15 protein-coding genes are annotated in these 17,949 nt (G+C 65.8%); all 15 read left to right on the top strand.

What is annotated here, in order from left to right; translation table 11 throughout:
* The first annotated feature begins 16 nt into the window (after positions 1-16).
* The 15 genes from MRBLMD1_RS11205 (at position 17) to secG (ending at position 17,946) form a co-directional block, all read left to right on the top strand.
* Positions 17-1,759: an ABC transporter ATP-binding protein gene (locus MRBLMD1_RS11205; RefSeq protein WP_275180073.1), complete on the top strand. Its 1,743-nt coding sequence runs from the start codon at positions 17-19 to the stop codon at positions 1,757-1,759.
* The gene (locus MRBLMD1_RS11200) at positions 1,756-3,567 is read left to right on the top strand and encodes an ABC transporter ATP-binding protein (protein WP_364399493.1); all 1,812 of its coding nucleotides are present in this window, start codon (positions 1,756-1,758) and stop codon (positions 3,565-3,567) included. The genes MRBLMD1_RS11205 and MRBLMD1_RS11200 overlap by 4 nt, the downstream gene beginning before the upstream one ends.
* Positions 3,564-3,944 (top strand): GntR family transcriptional regulator, encoded by a 381-nt coding sequence (locus MRBLMD1_RS11195; protein ID WP_159632068.1) that lies wholly within the window; start codon positions 3,564-3,566, stop codon positions 3,942-3,944. Before MRBLMD1_RS11200 ends, MRBLMD1_RS11195 begins: the two co-directional genes overlap by 4 nt.
* A 47-nt stretch (positions 3,945-3,991) precedes the next feature.
* Positions 3,992-6,916 (top strand): excinuclease ABC subunit UvrA, encoded by a 2,925-nt coding sequence (uvrA, locus tag MRBLMD1_RS11190; protein ID WP_364399490.1) that lies wholly within the window; start codon positions 3,992-3,994, stop codon positions 6,914-6,916.
* A 79-nt stretch (positions 6,917-6,995) separates the two neighbouring features.
* Positions 6,996-7,712, top strand: coding sequence for an HAD hydrolase-like protein (locus tag MRBLMD1_RS11185; protein ID WP_364399488.1), 717 nt, complete (start codon positions 6,996-6,998; stop codon positions 7,710-7,712).
* The gene (locus MRBLMD1_RS11180) at positions 7,699-8,367 is read left to right on the top strand and encodes a lysophospholipid acyltransferase family protein (RefSeq protein ID WP_159632066.1); all 669 of its coding nucleotides are present in this window, start codon (positions 7,699-7,701) and stop codon (positions 8,365-8,367) included. The genes MRBLMD1_RS11185 and MRBLMD1_RS11180 overlap by 14 nt, the downstream gene beginning before the upstream one ends.
* An 85-nt stretch (positions 8,368-8,452) precedes the next feature.
* Positions 8,453-10,453: an excinuclease ABC subunit UvrC gene (uvrC, locus tag MRBLMD1_RS11175; RefSeq protein ID WP_364399486.1), complete on the top strand. Its 2,001-nt coding sequence runs from the start codon at positions 8,453-8,455 to the stop codon at positions 10,451-10,453.
* Positions 10,454-10,521: 68 nt separating this feature from the next.
* Positions 10,522-11,445 (top strand): RNase adapter RapZ, encoded by a 924-nt coding sequence (gene rapZ / locus MRBLMD1_RS11170; protein ID WP_159632064.1) that lies wholly within the window; start codon positions 10,522-10,524, stop codon positions 11,443-11,445.
* A complete protein-coding gene (locus tag MRBLMD1_RS11165; RefSeq protein WP_324645201.1) occupies positions 11,445-12,464 on the top strand; it encodes a gluconeogenesis factor YvcK family protein in 1,020 nt (339 codons plus the stop codon). Before rapZ ends, MRBLMD1_RS11165 begins: the two co-directional genes overlap by 1 nt.
* Before the next feature lie 9 nt (positions 12,465-12,473).
* Positions 12,474-13,454: a DNA-binding protein WhiA gene (gene whiA / locus MRBLMD1_RS11160; protein WP_015937022.1), complete on the top strand. Its 981-nt coding sequence runs from the start codon at positions 12,474-12,476 to the stop codon at positions 13,452-13,454.
* A gap of 102 nt (positions 13,455-13,556) precedes the next feature.
* Complete coding sequence (locus tag MRBLMD1_RS11155; RefSeq protein WP_159632062.1) at positions 13,557-14,183, top strand: superoxide dismutase; 627 nt, start codon at positions 13,557-13,559, stop codon at positions 14,181-14,183.
* A gap of 259 nt (positions 14,184-14,442) precedes the next feature.
* Positions 14,443-15,453 carry a type I glyceraldehyde-3-phosphate dehydrogenase gene (gap, locus tag MRBLMD1_RS11150; RefSeq protein ID WP_159632061.1) on the top strand — a complete coding sequence of 337 codons (1,011 nt, stop codon included), beginning with the start codon at positions 14,443-14,445 and terminating at the stop codon, positions 15,451-15,453.
* A gap of 10 nt (positions 15,454-15,463) precedes the next feature.
* Positions 15,464-16,690: a phosphoglycerate kinase gene (locus MRBLMD1_RS11145; RefSeq protein WP_159632060.1), complete on the top strand. Its 1,227-nt coding sequence runs from the start codon at positions 15,464-15,466 to the stop codon at positions 16,688-16,690.
* A gap of 134 nt (positions 16,691-16,824) precedes the next feature.
* Entirely contained in the window at positions 16,825-17,640 is an 816-nt protein-coding gene (gene tpiA / locus MRBLMD1_RS11140; protein WP_275180079.1) for a triose-phosphate isomerase, read from the top strand.
* Positions 17,641-17,688: 48 nt separating this feature from the next.
* Positions 17,689-17,946 (top strand): preprotein translocase subunit SecG, encoded by a 258-nt coding sequence (gene secG, locus MRBLMD1_RS11135; protein WP_159632058.1) that lies wholly within the window; start codon positions 17,689-17,691, stop codon positions 17,944-17,946.
* The last annotated feature ends 3 nt before the right edge of the window (positions 17,947-17,949 follow it).

The following is a 17,949-nucleotide window of genomic DNA, read 5'->3' as shown; positions in this document are numbered from 1 at the left end:
ATCTGCAGGGGGTATTTTGCTGGTCGGACTCTTAAAGCGGCAGCTTGCCGGCAAGCACGCGCAGTTGTGGGCGATCGTTGTGCTCCAGCTGGTCCAGGCGGGGGCGAACCTGTTGCTGCCCACCGTGAACGCGGCCATTATCGATGACGGGATCGTGGCGGGCGAGCCCGGCGTGATCTCACGGCTCGGCATGCTCATGGCCGCCATTGCCGTGGTCCAGGCAGCGTCCGCCATCGCGGCGGGCTACCTCGGCGCCGTCGTTGCCATGAGTATCGGGCACCGCCTGCGGGCGGAGGTGTTCAGCCGGATCCAGACGCTGTCCTCCCAGGACGTGGCCCTGTTCGGAACCCAAAGCCTGACCACCCGCGCCACGAACGATGTCCAGCAGATCCAGGCGTTCGCCCTGCTGGTTTTCACCATGCTCTTCGCAGGCCCGGCCATGGGCATCGGCGGGATAGTGCTGGCTGTCCAGCAGGACGTGGTGCTGTCCGTCGTCGTCATCGTCATCGTGCCCCTGCTGCTGCTGATCATGTACCTGATCGTCCGCCGGCTCATTCCGCTCTACCGGGAGGGCCAGGAACTGCTGGACCGGTCCGGGGGAATCCTGCGCGAACAGATCATCGGTGTGGATGTGATCCGTGCCTTTGTCCGCCAGGGCCATGAAGGGCGGCGTTTCGCGGCGGTCAACGCCCGGCTGACCGCCAACAATCTCCGGTCGGCGCTCCTGGTCGCCGGGATGCTGCCAATGATCATGCTGGTGGTCAACACCAGTTCGGTTGCCGTGGTGTGGTTCGGCGGCCACCGCATCCAGTCGGGACTCATGAACCTTGGAGCGCTCACGGCCTTCATCGCCTACATCATGCAGATCCTGTTGGCAATCATGATGTCCATGTATGTGCTGATGACGGCGCCGCGGGCCGCCGTCTGCGCCGAACGTATCCAGGCCGTGCTGGACACCGAGCCCTCCGTCAGCAGCCCGGCCGGCCCGCAGCAGTTCCAGCCGGACCTTTCGCAGCCGGCAACCCTGGCCTTCCACGGCGTTGGCTTCTCCTACCCGGGAGCAGAGGCTCCCGTGCTTGCGGACATCAGCTTTACCGCCGCTCCCGGTACCACCACCGCAATCGTGGGCGCGACCGGGAGCGGCAAGACCACGCTGCTGAACCTGATTCCACGGTTCCTCGACCCCACAAAAGGCCGCATCTCCCTGGCCGGCCATGACATCAGGGACGTGCCCCTGGACCAGCTGCGTGCAGCGATGGCCATCGTGCCCCAGCATTCCCACCTGTTCACCGGCACCATCGCCGACAACCTGCGGATGGCCGCGCCCGGGGCCACGGACGGGGAACTTTGGGCGGCCCTGGAAACGGCGCAGACCATGCGGTTCATGGGTGACCTCCCGCTGGGGCTTGCCACCCCCGTAGGCCAGGGAGGCGCCAGCCTTTCAGGCGGGCAGCGGCAAAGGCTGTGCATCGCCAGGGCGCTGTTGCGCAAGGCACCCCTCTACCTTTTTGACGACAGCTTCTCCGCCCTCGACTACGACACGGACACCAGGCTGCGGCAGGCCCTGGGGCAGGCGCTCGCCGCCGCGACGGTGGTCATCGTGGCCGAGCGCATTTCAGCCGTGGAGGACGCGGACCTGATCCTGGTGCTCGACGACGGCCGCCTCGTTGCGCAGGGAACGCACCGGGAGTTGCTGGAAACGTCCGCCACCTACCGCGAGATTGCCGAATCCCAGCTGGCGCTGGACGGCACGCTGTGACCGCAGGGAAAGAAGCCGGGGAAACGGCGTACAGGTTCTGGCCGACGGCCGGCAGGCTCCTGGGCCTCCTGCGCCCCTTCCGGCTCCAGATGCTCGGAGCCGTGGGATCCACCTGTGCCTTTGCCGTCCTCAACGTCGCGGCACCCAAGTACCTCGGTGATGCCACCGACGAGGTGGTGGAGGGCGTCGTCCAGGGCAGCCTGGACCAACGCCTCGGAGTCCTCCTGGCAGCGGTGGCCATGATGTACGTCTTCGCTTCCCTGTTCAACTGGGTCCAGGGCGCATTGACCGCCCGGGCCGTGCAGGGACTCATGTACGGCCTGCGCGCATCCGTGGAGGACAAGCTGCACCGGCTGCCCTCCACCTACTTCCGCGAACGCTCCCGCGGTGACGTGCTGAGCCGTGCCACCAACGACATCGACAACATCGCCCAGGCCCTGAACCAGGTCCTGACCCAGCTCATCGTGTCGGTCCTGATGCTGTGCGGCTCGCTGGCCATGATGCTGTGGATCTCACCGCTGCTCGCGGCCATCGCCATTGCCACCGTCCCCGTCTCCACATTAATCACCGTCCTGGTGGCCAGGCGGTCCCAGGAGCATTTCGCCCGGCAGTGGAAAGAGACCGGGGAACTGAACAGCCACGTGGAGGAATTCATCAGTGGCCACGAAGTCATCAAGGCTTTTGGCCGGCAGGAACAGGCGGCGGACGTCTTTACCCGCAGCAACGGACGCCTGGCGCGGGCGGCAGCCAAGGCCCAGTACTCAGCCGGGGTGGTCCAGCCACTGATGGTGCTGATGTCCAACCTCAACTACATCGCGGTTGCCGTGGTGGGGGCCCTGCAGGTCATCGCGGGCGCCATGACCATCGGGGGAGTCCAGGCCTTCATCCAGTTCAGCCGGCTGTTCACCCAGCCGGTGGGCCAGATCGGCGGCCTGTTGAACGTCATGCAGTCCTGCGCGGCGTCGGCCGCCAGGGTCTTCGCCCTCCTGGACGCCGGCGAAGACCCGCCGGAGCCGGGCGGGCAGGATGCCGCCGCGCCGGCAGACGGCCGCATCACCTTCCATGACGTCACCTTCGGCTACCCAGGATCCGTGCCCGCCGTCCGCAACCTCACCTTCACCGTGGAGCCGGGACAGGCTGTCGCCATCGTGGGACACACGGGCGCAGGCAAGAGCACCGTGGTGAATCTCCTCATGCGGTTCCTGGAACCCTCATCCGGCCTGATCACCATGGGCGGGCAGGACATTGCGGCAATTCCCCGGGACCAGTTGCGGGCGCAGTTCGGTGTGGTCCTCCAGGATTCCTGGCTCTTCGACGGCAGCATCCGCGAAAACATCGCCTACGGCCTGCCGGGCGCGTCGGATGCTGCCATCGTCGCCGCCGCGGAGGCCACCCACGCGGACCGCTTCATCAGGTCGCTGCCGCACGGATACGGCACGGTGCTGGAAAACGGCGGGGAGCCGCTCAGCCAGGGCCAGCGGCAACTGCTCACCATCGCCAGGGCGCAGCTTGCCGGGCGGGCCGTCCTGGTCCTGGATGAAGCAACCAGTTCCGTGGACTCCAGGACAGAACTGCTCATCCGCCAGGCGATGCAGAGGCTCCGCCACGGACGGACGAGCTTCATGATCGCCCACCGTTTGTCCACTATCCGCAACGCTGATCTAATTCTCGTCATGGACCACGGACGCATCGTCGAGCAGGGTACGCACGCAAGCCTGCTGGCCGCCAACAGTTACTACGCCAAGCTGTACAACGCCCAGTTCGCCGAACGGGACGGCAGGGCAGAGGTCCTGGAGGGCGGCCTGTGAGCGCCGCAGGAGAGTTTCCCGGTTCCTGGCGGCCCAATCCTGCCAGCAGTGTGGCGCTGTTCGAACAGCTGCGGCTCCAGGTCATCCATCTGGCGGACAACGGCGCACTGGCGCCAGGCACCCGGCTCCCTGCGGTGCGGGCACTTGCAGAGAAACTCGACGTCGCCCCGCACACCGTGGCAAGGGCGTACAAGGAACTGGAGGCGGCGGGTATCGTTGCCACCCGGGGACGCAACGGGACCGTGGTCTCGGCACGCGACGAAAGGCTGGGAGGCCTGTCCGAGGCCGCTGCCGCCTATGCCGCGGTCGCCAAATCCCAGGGCGCCAGCTTCGCCGAGGCCGTGAAGATCCTCGCTGCCGCCTACGATGTTCCCTGAGGGCGGAACCGTCGGTGTTCGAAAAAGTTTTCGATTAGCATTATGGGGTGCCTAAAGCCTTAGCTGAAGAAACCCCTGCCCCCGCCACTTCCCTCGCAGTCCCCCCTGCTGCTTCCCCGCAGCGTCCGGACCTCTCCCGCCTCGTGGTGAAGGGCGCGCGGGAGCACAACCTGCGCAACGTGGACCTCGACCTGCCGCGTGATGCCATGATCGTCTTCACCGGCCTCTCGGGCTCCGGGAAGTCCTCGCTGGCATTCGACACCATCTTCGCCGAAGGCCAGCGGCGCTACGTTGAATCGCTCTCCGCTTACGCACGCCAGTTCCTGGGCCAGGTGGATAAGCCCGACGTCGATTTCATCGAAGGCCTCTCTCCGGCGGTCTCCATCGACCAGAAATCCACCAGCAAGAACCCGCGGTCAACGGTGGGCACCATCACCGAAATCTACGACTACATGCGCCTGTTGTGGGCCCGTGTCGGCAGGCCGCATTGCCCGGTGTGCGGCGAGCCGGTGTCCAAGCAGACCCCGCAGCAGATCGTGGACCAGCTCCTTGAACTCGACGAGGGCACACGCTTCCAGGTCCTGGCACCGGTGGTGCGCGGACGCAAGGGCGAGTTCGTGGACCTCTTCAAGGAACTGACGGCCAAGGGATACTCGCGGGCACGGGTGGACGGCAACCTGGTCCAGCTGAGCGATCCCCCCAAGCTGGGCAAGCAGTTCAAGCACACCATCGAAGTAGTGGTGGACCGCCTGGTGGTCAAGGAAGGCATCAGCCAGCGGCTCACGGACTCCATCGAAACGGCCCTTGGGCTGTCCGAGGGCCGGGTCCTGGCTGAATTCGTGGACCTCGAAGCCGATGCGCCCGGACGGATCCGGGCGTTCTCCGAAAACCTTGCATGCCCCAACGAGCACCCGCTTGCCATCGATGAGATCGAGCCCCGCTCGTTCTCGTTCAACAACCCGTTCGGCGCCTGCGCCGCCTGCAGCGGAATCGGCACCCGGCTTGAGGTTGATGAGGAACTCATCGTGCCCAACCCGGAGCTGTCCCTGTCGGAGGGCGCCATCGCACCATGGTCGCTGGGCACCGCCACCACCGAGTACTGGAACCGGCTCCTGGAAGGCCTGGCCAAGGAAGTGGGCTTCTCCATGGCCACGCCGTGGGAGAAGCTGGGCAAGGATGTACGCCAGACCATCCTGCACGGCAAGGACCACAAGGTGGTGGTGCAGTACCGCAACCGCTTTGGCCGCGAACGCAAGTACAGCACCGGGTTCGAAGGCGCCATCCAGTACGTCCACCGCAAGCATGGCGAAACCGATTCGGACTGGGCCCGCGACCGCTACGAGGAATACATGCGGCAGGTTCCCTGCCCCGCCTGCAACGGCGCACGCCTCAACCCCGCATCCTTGTCGGTGCTGATCAACGGCAAGTCCATCGCCGAGGTAGCCGCGTTGCCCATGCGGGACTGCGCGGAGTTCCTGAACAACCTGGTGTTGACCGGGCGCGAAGCCCAGATCGCCCACCAGGTCCTCAAGGAGATCCAGGCCCGGCTGACGTTCCTCCTGGACGTTGGCCTGGAGTACCTCAACCTCGAGCGTCCGTCCGCCACCCTCTCCGGCGGCGAAGCGCAGCGCATCAGGCTCGCCACCCAGATCGGCTCCGGCCTGGTGGGTGTCCTCTACGTCCTGGACGAACCCTCCATCGGCCTGCACCAGCGGGACAACCGCCGGCTGATCGAAACCCTCACCCGGCTCCGCGACATGGGGAACACCCTCATCGTCGTTGAGCATGACGAAGACACCATCCACGTTGCCGACTGGATCGTTGACATCGGACCGGGCGCCGGCGAGCACGGCGGCCAGGTTGTCCACTCCGGGACCTACAAGGAGCTGCTGGACAACAAGGAATCGCTGACCGGCGACTACCTGTCCGGCCGCAAGACCATCGAGGTACCGAAGAAGCGCCGTAAATACGACAAAAAGCGTGAGATCAAAGTGGTGGGCGCGCGGGAGAACAACCTCGTGAACGTCGACGCCGCTTTCCCGCTGGGACTCTTCACCGCGGTCACCGGCGTCAGTGGTTCGGGCAAGTCCACGCTCGTCAACGAGATCCTCTACAAGGTGCTGGCGAACAAACTCAACGGGGCCAAGCAGGTGGCGGGCCGGCACAAGACCGTCCAGGGCCTGGAGCACCTGGACAAGGTGGTCCACGTGGACCAAAGCCCCATCGGCCGTACCCCGCGGTCCAACCCGGCCACGTACACGGGCGTGTTCGACAACATCCGCAAGCTCTTCGCCGAGACCACCGAGGCCAAGGTGCGCGGCTACCTTCCCGGGCGGTTCTCCTTCAACGTCAAGGGCGGCCGCTGCGAGGCATGCTCCGGTGACGGCACGCTGAAGATCGAGATGAACTTCCTGCCGGACGTCTACGTGCCGTGCGAGGTGTGCCACGGTGCCCGCTACAACCGGGAAACCCTGGAGGTGCATTACAAGGGCAAGACCATCGCCGACGTCCTCAACATGCCCATCGAGGAGGGCGCGGAGTTCTTTGCGGCGTTCTCACCCATCGCACGCCACCTGAACACCCTGGTGGACGTGGGACTGGGCTACGTCCGCCTGGGCCAGCCGGCCACCACCCTCTCCGGCGGTGAGGCGCAACGGGTCAAGCTTGCGGCAGAACTGCAGAAGCGGTCCAACGGCCGCAGCATCTACGTCCTGGACGAGCCCACCACAGGCCTGCACTTCGAGGACATCCGGAAGCTGCTCATGGTCCTGCAGGGCCTGGTGGACAAGGGCAACACGGTGATCACCATCGAACACAACCTGGACGTCATCAAGAGCGCCGACTGGCTGGTGGACCTCGGGCCGGACGGCGGCTCCGGCGGCGGCCAGATCGTCGCGGCGGGAACGCCGGAGCAGGTGGCCAAGTCCTCCACCAGCCACACCGGAAAGTTCCTGGCCGAAATACTCGGCTGACCGACGGAAACCGCACGGAAGTATTCCTGGACGGGAATGCGAGTTTCAGGCATTCCTGCTGTCGTGAGAAACTAACCCGGTGACTTCAACAACAGTGCCCGTGATCTTTGACCTGGACGGCACTCTTGTCGATCCGGCCGGTGGAATAACTGAAGGGATTGCCTCAGCCCTCCGCGGGCTGGGGCTCCCGGTTCCCGGCCAGGACCTGCTCGATTCGATGATTGGCCCCAAGCTGAGCGATTCCCTGCTCAACGTGGCAAATGTGCCCGCGGAACGCCTGGAAGAGGTGGTCCACCGGTACCGCGAACACTACGTCGCCAGGGGAATTGCCCAGAGCCGGCTCTACCCCGGTATCCGGGAAATCCTGGAATCGTTCGCGGCGGCGGGACGCCCCGTTGCTGTGGCAACGCAAAAACCCCAGCGGCTGGCGCATAAAGTCCTGGCACACCACGGCATCGACGGCCTCTTCCACGGCATCCACGGCTCTGCCGACGACGAAACGCTGGTGGAAGGCGTCCCCCTGGGCAAGACCCAGATCATCGCCGCCGCCCTGAGGGACCTGGACACCCGGCACGCCATCATGGTGGGCGACCGCGCCCAGGACGTGTCCGGTGCCATCGCCAACGGGCTGGACTGCATTGGAGTTGTCTGGGGATTCGCGCCCGACGGGGAGCTGGAGGAAGCCGGATCCGTGGCGGTCGTCAGCACGGGCGAGGAACTGGTAGCGGTCATCGAGCGGCTGCAGGCGGTCCACACCGCGGCCATGAGCGGGGTGGTCAACGATGGAAATGTTTGATGCCGTCCGCTGGACCACGCGCAACCTGATCGCCGGCACCTGCCGGCCCACCGTCGTCGGACTCGAAAACGTCCCTTCCGATGGCCCCTTTATCGTGGCACCCAACCACCTGTCCTTCTTCGACAGCGTGATCGTCCAGGCCCTGATGCCGCGGCCGGTTGCCTTCTTTGCCAAGGCCGAGTACTTCACCACGGGCGGCGTCAAGGGCAAGGTCATGAAAGCCTTTTTCGAATCCGTTGGCTCCATCCCGGTGGAGCGGGGTGAGCAGGCAGCCAGTGTCCAGGCACTGAAAACGCTGCTGGACATCCTGGAGTCCGGCCGCGGCATCGGCATCTACCCCGAGGGCACGCGCTCCCGCGACGGCATCCTCTACCGGGGACGCACCGGCGTCGGCTGGCTGGCCCTCACCACCGGGGCGCCCGTGATCCCCGTCGGGCTGATCGGGACCGAAAAGCTTCAGCGTGCCGGCGAAAAAGGGGTCAAGCCGCAGCACTTCACCATGAAGGTGGGGGAGCCGCTGTACTTCGACAAGACGGGACCGGACCACTCACTGCCGGCCCGCCGCGAGGTCACGGACAGGATCATGGACGCAATCGCCGGCCTCAGCGGCCAGGAGCGCTCCGCCAGTTACAACCAGAGCAAGTCCGCCGAGTAACCGGAAACCGCCGCACGCAGGCCCGGACCGGGTCTGGATGCTCCGGTTGGCATGGAGAGCCGGCGCGACTCAGTAGACTTGATAGGTGGCAAATCCAGCAAGTTACCGGCCCAAAACCGGTGAAATCCCCACCAACCCGGGCGTCTACCGGTTCCGTGATCCGCACGGCCGGGTCATCTACGTGGGCAAAGCCAAAAGCCTCCGGTCCCGGCTGAACTCCTACTTCGCCAACCCGGCGGGGCTGCTGCCCAAGACCTATGCGATGGTCCACGCGGCCAGCAGCGTCGAGTGGACCGTGGTGGGCAGCGAACTCGAATCGCTGCAGTTGGAATACACCTGGATCAAGGAATTCAAGCCGCGCTTCAACGTGGTGTTCCGGGATGACAAGACGTATCCCTACCTGGCCGTGACCATGGGCGAAAAGTACCCGCGGGTGCAGGTCATGCGGGGCGACAAACGGAAAGGGACCCGCTATTTCGGCCCCTACACCGCCGGCGCCATCCGGGAGACCATGGACACCCTGCTCCGGGTCTTCCCCGTCCGGAGCTGCAGCGCCGGCGTCTTCAAGCGGGCCGAGGCAAGCGGCCGGCCCTGCCTGCTGGGCTACATCGACAAGTGCTCCGCGCCGTGCGTCGGACGGATTTCGCCGGAGGACCACCGGGCACTGGCCGACGATTTCTGTGCCTTCATGGGCGGCGAAGCCAAACGCTTCATCAACAAGCTGGAAAAGCAGATGGGCGACGCCGTGGCGAAGCTCGACTACGAGCACGCAGCCCGGCTGCGTGACGACATCACCGCGCTGCGGAAGGTATTCGAACGCAACGCCGTGGTGCTCTCCGAGGACACCGATGCCGACGTCTTCGCCCTGCACGAAGACGAGCTCGAAGCCGCCGTCCAGGTGTTCCACGTCCGCGGCGGCAGGATCCGAGGCCAGCGCGGCTGGGTAGTCGAAAAAGTGGAGGACTTCACCACCCCGGACCTGGTGGAGCACCTGCTGCAGCAGGTCTACGGGGAGGACGGCGACACGCACGGCCGGCTGCCCCGTGAAGTCCTGGTGCCGGTGGCCCCCAGCAACCAGGAAGACCTGGCCAATTGGCTGGGCGGGATCCGCGGCGCCAAAGTGGACATCCGGGTGCCGCAGCGCGGTGACAAGGCGGCACTGATGTCCACTGTGCGCGAGAATGCCGAACACGCTCTGAAGCTTCACAAGACACGGCGGGCAGGTGACATCACTGTCAGGTCGCAGGCCCTCCAGGAGCTGCAGGAAGCCCTGGACCTTCCGGTTCCCCTGCTCCGGATCGAATGCTTCGACGTCTCCCACGTCCAGGGCACCAACGTCGTGGCTTCCATGGTGGTGGTGGAGGACGGGCTGCCCAAGAAGTCCGACTACCGCAAGTTCTCCATCACCGGCCCCGCGGCCGCTGATGACACCGCCGCGATGCACGACGTCCTGACGCGCAGGTTCCGCCACTACCTCCAGGACAAGTCGGCGCAGGTGGACGAATCCGTGCTGGAAGCTGACGGCCCGGAGGCGGCACCGGGCGCGGAGGTGCTGGACAGCACCACGCCGGCGCCAAAGGCCAAGTTCGCCTACCCGCCCAACCTGGTGGTGGTGGACGGCGGCCAGCCGCAGGTGAACGCGGCCGCCCGTGCACTCAAGGACCTCGGGATCGACGACGTCTACGTCGTGGGGCTCGCCAAACGCCTGGAGGAAGTCTGGCTTCCGGACAGCGACTTCCCGGTGATCCTTCCCCGGACCTCGCAGGGACTCTACCTGCTCCAGCGGATCCGCGACGAGGCCCACCGCTTTGCCATCACCTTCCACCGGCAGAAGCGCGGCAAGGCCATGACGGTGTCGGCACTGGACGCCGTCCCGGGCCTGGGCGCCTCCAAGCGGAAAGCCCTGCTGGCGCACTTTGGATCCGTCAAGGGCGTGAAGGCCGCCACGGTGGAGGAGCTCGCAGAGGCGAAGGGCATTGGCCCTGCCCTGGCCGGGGCCATCGTCAACCACTTCGCGGCGGAGGGGGCCGAGGCCGTGACCGTGCCCGCGATCAACATGACCACCGGCGAAATCATTGAAACTTAGCTAGGGTAAAGGACGGGGCAGTGCCACAGCGGCGGCCCCGGGAACAACGAGGAAACGGGGCAGGCTTCATGGCAGACACGACCGCGGGATCCGGAGCGGGCCACGACGGGCTGGAGCCCGTCAAGCCGCTCGAAGCGGAACTGCTGGTGGTCACCGGGATGTCCGGCGCCGGACGGAGCACCGCCGCGGACGCGCTGGAGGACCACGGCTGGTACGTCGTGGAGAACCTGCCGCCGCAGATGCTGGGCACGCTCGCGGAGCTGGTCTCCCACGCCCCGCAGTCGATTCCACGGCTGGCCGTGGTGATCGATGTCCGCAGCAAGGGACTCTTTGCGGATATCCGTGCAGCCCTGGGGGCCCTGGCGGCCAGCGGTGTGACCTTCCGCGTCCTGTTCCTCGACGCCAGCGACAACGTCCTGGTCCGGAGGTTCGAACAGGGCCGGCGCCCGCACCCGCTGCAGGGAGGCGGACGCATCCTTGACGGCATCGCCGCCGAACGTGAGCTGCTGCAGGAACTGCGCGACAGCTCCGACGTCGTCCTCGACACCTCCAACTACAACGTCCACGGGCTGGCCACGGCCATCACCGAACTGTTCAGTGAAACCGGCCCGGTGGCCCTGCGGCTCAACGTCATGAGCTTCGGCTTCAAGTACGGCCTCCCGGTCGATGCCAACTATGTGGCCGACGTCCGGTTCATCCCCAATCCCCACTGGGTGCCCCAGCTGCGCCCGCAGACCGGCCTGGACAAGGACGTCAGCGACTACGTCCTGGAGGCCGAGGGCGTGAAGAACTTCGTGGACCGCTACGTCCTGGCCCTGGAACCGGTCCTGGAGGGATACCGCAGGGAGAACAAGCACTACGCCACCATCGCCGTCGGCTGCACGGGCGGCAAGCACCGCTCCGTCGCAGTCGCGGTTGAACTCTCCAAGAAACTCGCCCAGTATCCGCGGGTCACGGTGACCACCGCGCACCGGGATCTGGGCCGCGAGTAATGGCGCTGTTCACCGGAGCCCTGCCCCTGGTGCCGCCGGCCGCTGGTAAGGGCTCGGGCCAGCAGGACAAGGGCCCCAACGTCGTGGCCCTGGGTGGCGGGCACGGCCTGGCGGCCTCGCTGTCGGCTTTGCGCCTGCTCACCTCCGAGCTCACCGCAGTGGTGACGGTGGCGGACGACGGCGGCTCGTCCGGGCGCCTGCGCGAAGAGTACGGCGTCCTCCCGCCGGGAGACCTCCGCATGGCGCTGTCCGCGCTGTGCGACGACACCGACTGGGGACGCACCTGGCGTGACGTCATGCAGCACCGGTTCCGGGCCGGGAAAGGCCCCGGGGGTTCGCTGGATGAGCACGCCATGGGCAACCTCCTGATCGTCACCCTGTGGGAGTTGCTGGGCGACGCCGTCGCAGGACTCAAATGGGCCGGTGCGCTGCTGGGCGCCCGCGGCCAGGTGCTGCCCATGTCCACGGTCCCGCTCACCATCGAAGGCGACGTCCGCGTCACCGCACCCGACGGCGGAACTGCCCTCCACACCATCCACGGACAGGCACGCTGTGCCGTGGCCGGCTCGCTGGAGGAGGTCCGGCTCCTGCCCGAGGCCGCGCCTGCCTGCACCGACGCACTGACGGCCATCGAACTGGCAGACTGGGTGGTCCTGGGTCCCGGCTCCTGGTACACGTCAGTCCTTCCGCACCTGCTCCTGCCGGAGATGCGGCAGGCACTGTGCAGCACCCCTGCCAAACGCTGCCTCACCATGAACCTCGCCACGGACACCAAGGAAACCAGCGGCATGACGGCGGCCGACCACCTCCACGTCCTCCGGCGCTACGCCCCCGAGTTCAGTGTGGACGTGGTCCTGGCGGATCCCGCGTCGGTACCGGACCGGCAGGAGTTCGAGAAGGCCGCCGGCATGATCGGCGCGGAGGTGGTCTTGGGTAAAGTAGGGGCGTCGGGACGCCGCCCCGTCCATGAGCCGCTCCGGCTGGCCACGGCGTACCAGGACATTTTTGGGAACAGTTAGGAAGGTGCCATGGCACTGACAGCATCGGTCAAGGAAGAACTGTCCCGTCTGGACATCAAGAAGTCATCAGTGCGCAAGGCTGAAGTCTCCGCAATGCTCCGGTTCGCCGGGGGACTGCACATCATTTCGGGCAGGATCGTCATCGAGGCGGAAGTTGACCTCGCGTCCACTGCACGCCGGCTCCGCGCCGCCATCGCCGAGGTCTACGGACACCAGAGCGAAATCATCGTGGTCTCCGCCGGCGGACTCCGCCGCGCCAGCCGCTACGTGGTCCGCGTGGTCCGCGACGGCGAGGCGCTGGCCCGCCAGACGGGCCTGCTGGATGGCCGCGGCCGCCCCGTGCGCGGCCTGCCGTCCGCCGTCGTCAACGGCTCGGCCGCAGACGCCGAAGCCGTGTGGCGCGGGGCGTTCCTGGCGCATGGTTCGCTCACCGAACCCGGCCGGTCGTCATCGCTGGAAGTCACCTGCCCGGGTCCGGAATCGGCCCTGGCCCTGGTGGGCGCCGCCCGCCGCCTGGACATCCAGGCCAAGGCCCGTGAGGTCAGGGGAGTGGACCGCGTCGTCATCCGCGACGGCGACACCATCGCCGCGCTCCTGACCCGCATGGGCGCCCACGACGCACTGATGGTGTGGGAGGAACGCCGGATGCGCAAGGAAGTCAGGGCCACAGCCAACCGGCTCGCGAACTTCGATGACGCCAACCTGCGCCGCTCCGCCCAGGCAGCCGTGGCTGCCGGCGCACGCGTGGACCGGGCCCTGGAAATCCTGGGCGACGACGTCCCGGACCACCTGAAGTACGCCGGCGAGCTGCGGGTGGCGCACAAACAGGCCAGCCTTGACGAGCTGGGCCGGCTGGCCGACCCCGTGATGACCAAGGACGCGATCGCCGGCCGCATCCGCCGCCTGCTGGCCATGGCGGACAAGCGTGCGCTTGACCTGGGCATTCCCGGAACGGACGCCAATGTGACGCCTGAAATGCTGGACGAGTAGGCGCCCCATAGAATCAGAAATAATTCCGGGCACCAGATGCCCGGATGCACAATCCAAGAGTTACCAACCGGGCCTTCCTGGTCCACGATATTGGAGGATTTTGTGACCGAGTACGTATTGCCGGAACTCAGCTACGATTACGCCGCCCTCGAACCGCACATCTCTGCGCGGATCATGGAGCTGCACCACAGCAAGCACCACGCCACCTACGTGGCAGGCGCCAACAACGCCCTGGCCCAGCTGGCCGAGGCCCGCGAAAAGGGCGACTTCGCCAACATCAACCGGCTCTCCAAGGACCTCGCGTTCCACACCGGCGGCCACATCAACCACTCCGTGTTCTGGAAGAACCTCTCCCCGGACGGCGGCGACAAGCCCGAGGGCGAACTGGCTGCAGCGATCGATGACGCCTTCGGCTCCTTCGACGCGTTCCGTGCCCAGTTCTCCGCCGCGGCCCTGGGCCTGCAGGGTTCGGGCTGGGGCTTCCTGGCCTACGAGCCCATCGGCGGGAACCTGGTCATCGAGCAGCTCTACGACCAGCAGGGCAACGTTGCGCTGGGCACCACCCCGCTGCTGATGCTGGACATGTGGGAGCACGCCTTCTACCTGGACTACGTCAACGTCAAGGCCGACTACGTTAAGGCGTTCTGGAACATCGTCAACTGGGCCGACGTCGCCCAGCGCTTCGAGGCAGCACGCACCAACGCCACGGGACTCATCACCCTTCCGTAGTGACGTGCGATATACATCGCTGTAACAAACTTCACATTCTGACTTAAACAGGCCGGGATGTGGACCGTCCGCCCCCGCACTTGCGGGGGCGGACCCAGTTAAACGTAAGATAGGTCACGGAAGGCGGTTAGCCTTCAGCAATGAGGCTGGTCGCCCTCCGTGTAAATCATCTCTGCCCAATGGCGTGCGGGATCTGTTAGTTGGCTTCAACGCCCGCTCAACTAGTAGTGCTTTTCAAAGCACCAAGGAGACTGTAAAAGTGACGACCCGTATTGGTATCAACGGCTTTGGCCGCATTGGCCGCAACTACTTCCGCGCAGCGCTTGCCCAAGGCGCAGACCTCGAGATCGTTGCCGTCAACGACCTCACCAGCCCCGAAGCCCTGGCCCACCTGTTCAAGTACGACTCTGTCGGCGGCCGGCTGAAGGAAACCATCGAGGTCAAGGACGGCAACATCGTCGTCAACGGCAACGTGGTCAAGGTCCTGGCCGAGCGCGATCCCGCCAACCTCCCCTGGGGTGAGCTGGGCGTTGACATCGTGATCGAATCCACCGGGTTCTTCACCAAGGCTGCCGACGCCAGGAAGCACATCGATGCCGGCGCCAAGAAGGTCCTGATCTCCGCTCCGGCTTCGGACGAGGACATCACCATCGTCATGGGTGTTAACCACAACCTCTACGACAACGCCAAGCACAACATCATTTCCAACGCGTCCTGCACCACCAACTGCCTCGGCCCGCTGGCAAAGGTCGTCAACGACGAGTTCGGCATCGAGCGCGGGCTCATGACCACCGTGCACGCCTACACCGCCGACCAGAACCTCCAGGACGGCCCGCACAAGGACCTGCGCCGTGCACGTGCCGCAGCCATCAACATGGTTCCCACCTCCACCGGTGCCGCCAAGGCCATTGGCCTGGTCCTGCCTGAGCTCAAGGGCAAGCTGGACGGCTACGCCATCCGCGTTCCCGTGCCCACCGGCTCCGCCACCGACCTCACCGTCACCGTCTCCCGCGAAACCACCGTCGAGGAAGTCAACGCAGCCCTCAAGCGTGCTTCCGAGTCCGACGAGCTGCAGGGCTTCCTGACCTATACGGAAGAGCCGATCGTGTCCTCCGACATCGTTGGTGACCCCGCGTCGTCGATCTTCGACGCCGGCCTGACGAAGGTCATTGGCAACCAGGTCAAGGTTGTTTCCTGGTATGACAACGAATGGGGCTACTCCAACCGCCTCGTCGACCTCACGGAGCTTGTAGCAGCCAAGCTGGGCTAGGGTTAGACACATGACATCACACACCCTCAACGAACTGATCGCTGAAGGTGTCCGCGGGCGGTACATTCTGGTTCGAAGTGACCTGAATGTGCCGCTCGACGGCTCTACAGTCACTGACGACGGCCGCATCAAGGCCTCACTCCCAGTGCTGGCAAAGCTCACGGACGCCGGTGCCCGCGTGCTGGTAACAGCCCACCTCGGACGCCCCAAGGGCGCCCCGGAGGACAAATACTCCCTTCGCCCCGCAGTGGACCGCCTCGCCGAGCTGGCGGGCTTCAAGGTAACCCTGGCGGCCGATACCGTCGGCGACGCCGCCAAGGCTGCCGCCGCATCCCTGCAGGACGGTGAAGCACTCGTTCTGGAGAACGTCCGCTTCGACGCCCGGGAGACCAGCAAGGACGACGCCGAACGCGGCGCCTTCGCCGACGAGCTGGTGGCACTCACCGGCAGCAACGGCGCCTACGTGGACGATGCCTTCGGTGCCGTCCACCGCAAGCACGCCAGCGTCTACGACGTCGCCACCCGGCTGCCGTCGTACCAGGGCGACCTGGTGCACACCGAGGTTGAGGTCCTGCGGAAGCTGACCGCCGACACCCAGCGCCCCTACGTGGTGGTTCTGGGCGGTTCCAAGGTCTCGGACAAGCTCGCGGTGATCAACAACCTGATCGGCAAGGCTGACACCATCCTGGTGGGCGGAGGCATGCTCTTCACCTTCCTGGCGGCACAGGGCCACAAGGTTGCCTCAAGCCTCCTTGAAGAGGACCAGATCCCGGTGGTCCAGGACTACCTGAAGCGCGCCGCGGACGCCGGCACTGAGTTCGTGGTTCCCACGGACGTGGTGGTGGCAGAGAAGTTCGCTGCCGACGCTGCGCACGAAACGGTTGCAGCCGACGCGATTGAGGGCAGCAGCTTTGGTGCCCAGGGCATCGGCCTGGACATTGGTCCTGATACCGCTGCCGCCTTCGCTGAGCGGATCAAGGGAGCCCGTACGGTCTTCTGGAACGGCCCCATGGGCGTCTTCGAATTCGAAGCCTTCTCTGCAGGCACCCGCGCCATCGCCCAGGCCCTGACCGGCACCGATGGGTTCACAGTGGTGGGCGGCGGAGATTCGGCCGCGGCAGTACGCACCCTGGGATTCAGCGATGACCAGTTCGGCCACATTTCCACCGGCGGCGGCGCCAGCCTGGAGTACCTCGAAGGCAAGGAACTCCCCGGCCTCAGCGTCCTGGACCGCTAGAACCGGACCGGTAAAGCGGGACGGCAGAATCACCGCTGCTGTCCGCCAGTAATGGACCTCGCAGTCCTCCGGCCGGCAGGTTGCCCATGGCAGCCTGCCGGCCGATTACATATCAAGAACTTTTTGGAGATTACGTGACTACGTCAACGAACGGCGCTTTCGACCGCAAGCCCTTCATCGCGGGCAACTGGAAAATGAACATGGACCACGTGCAGGGCATCACCCTCCTGCAGAAACTCGCCTGGACGCTGTCCGACGCAAAGCATGACTACAGCCGCGTCGAGGTTGCCGTCTTCCCGCCGTTCACCGACCTCCGCGGGGTCCAGACCCTGGTGCAGGGCGACGACCTGCAGGTCGCGTATGGTGGCCAGGACCTGTCGCAGTTCGACTCAGGCGCCTACACCGGCGACATCTCCGGGCAGTTCCTGAACAAGCTCGGCTGCAAGTACGTGCTGGTGGGCCACAGCGAACGCCGGACCATCCACAACGAGTCCGACGACGTCCTCAACGCCAAGGTCAAGGCAGCGTTCAAGCACGGCGTCACCCCCGTCCTTTGCGTGGGGGAAGGACTGGAAATCCGCCAGGCCGGGACCCACGTCGAGCACACGCTCCAGCAGCTCCGTGCCGGAGTGGCGGGCCTGACCAACGAGCAGGCAGCCGAACTGGTGGTTGCGTATGAGCCCGTCTGGGCCATCGGCACCGGTGAAGTGGCCGGACCGGAGGACGCACAGGAAATGTGTGCCGCCATCCGTGCAGAACTCGAGAGCCTTTTCGGTGCCGACGTGGCAGCCAAGACCCGGCTGCTGTACGGCGGCTCAGTCAAGGCCAACAACGCTGCCGCCATCCTGCAGGAGCGCGATGTGGACGGCCTCCTGGTGGGTGGCGCCAGCCTTGACCCGGCTGAGTTTGCTAATATTGTCAGGTTCGAGAGCCACCTGGTCACGGACTAGTCCGTAGCCAGCGCATACTCCCGCAATTCCAACTTCCGAAAGGCCGTCGTGGACGTTCTTCATGTCATTCTGCAGATCCTCCTGGGTATCACCAGCCTCCTGCTGACGCTGCTGATCCTCCTGCACAAGGGACGCGGCGGCGGACTGTCAGATATGTTCGGCGGCGGCATGAGCTCAGGCCTCAGCTCCTCGGGCGTGGCAGAACGCAACCTCAACCGCTTCACCATCATCCTGGGCGTCACCTGGGGTGTGGTGATCATCGGGCTTGGCCTGATCATGCGCTTCAGCGGCGCCGGCGACTCCTAAAGG

This window comes from Pseudarthrobacter sp. LMD1-1-1.1 (genome assembly GCF_040676255.1).
Lineage (GTDB): Bacteria > Actinomycetota > Actinomycetes > Actinomycetales > Micrococcaceae > Arthrobacter.
The sequence above is the reverse complement of the archived record's forward strand: the minus strand, read 5'-3'. Positions and strand labels throughout refer to the sequence as shown.

What these genes read in the sequence shown, in the direction of transcription:
- MRBLMD1_RS11180 (WP_159632066.1), top strand. Translation starts at nt 7,699, where the DNA reads ATGGAAATGTTTGATGCCGTCCGCTGGACCACGCGCAACCTGATCGCC.
- rapZ (WP_159632064.1), top strand. Translation starts at nt 10,522, where the DNA reads ATGGCAGACACGACCGCGGGATCCGGAGCGGGCCACGACGGGCTGGAG.
- MRBLMD1_RS11165 (WP_324645201.1), top strand. Translation starts at nt 11,445, where the DNA reads ATGGCGCTGTTCACCGGAGCCCTGCCCCTGGTGCCGCCGGCCGCTGGT.
- whiA (WP_015937022.1), top strand. Translation starts at nt 12,474, where the DNA reads ATGGCACTGACAGCATCGGTCAAGGAAGAACTGTCCCGTCTGGACATC.
- MRBLMD1_RS11145 (WP_159632060.1), top strand. Translation starts at nt 15,464, where the DNA reads ATGACATCACACACCCTCAACGAACTGATCGCTGAAGGTGTCCGCGGG.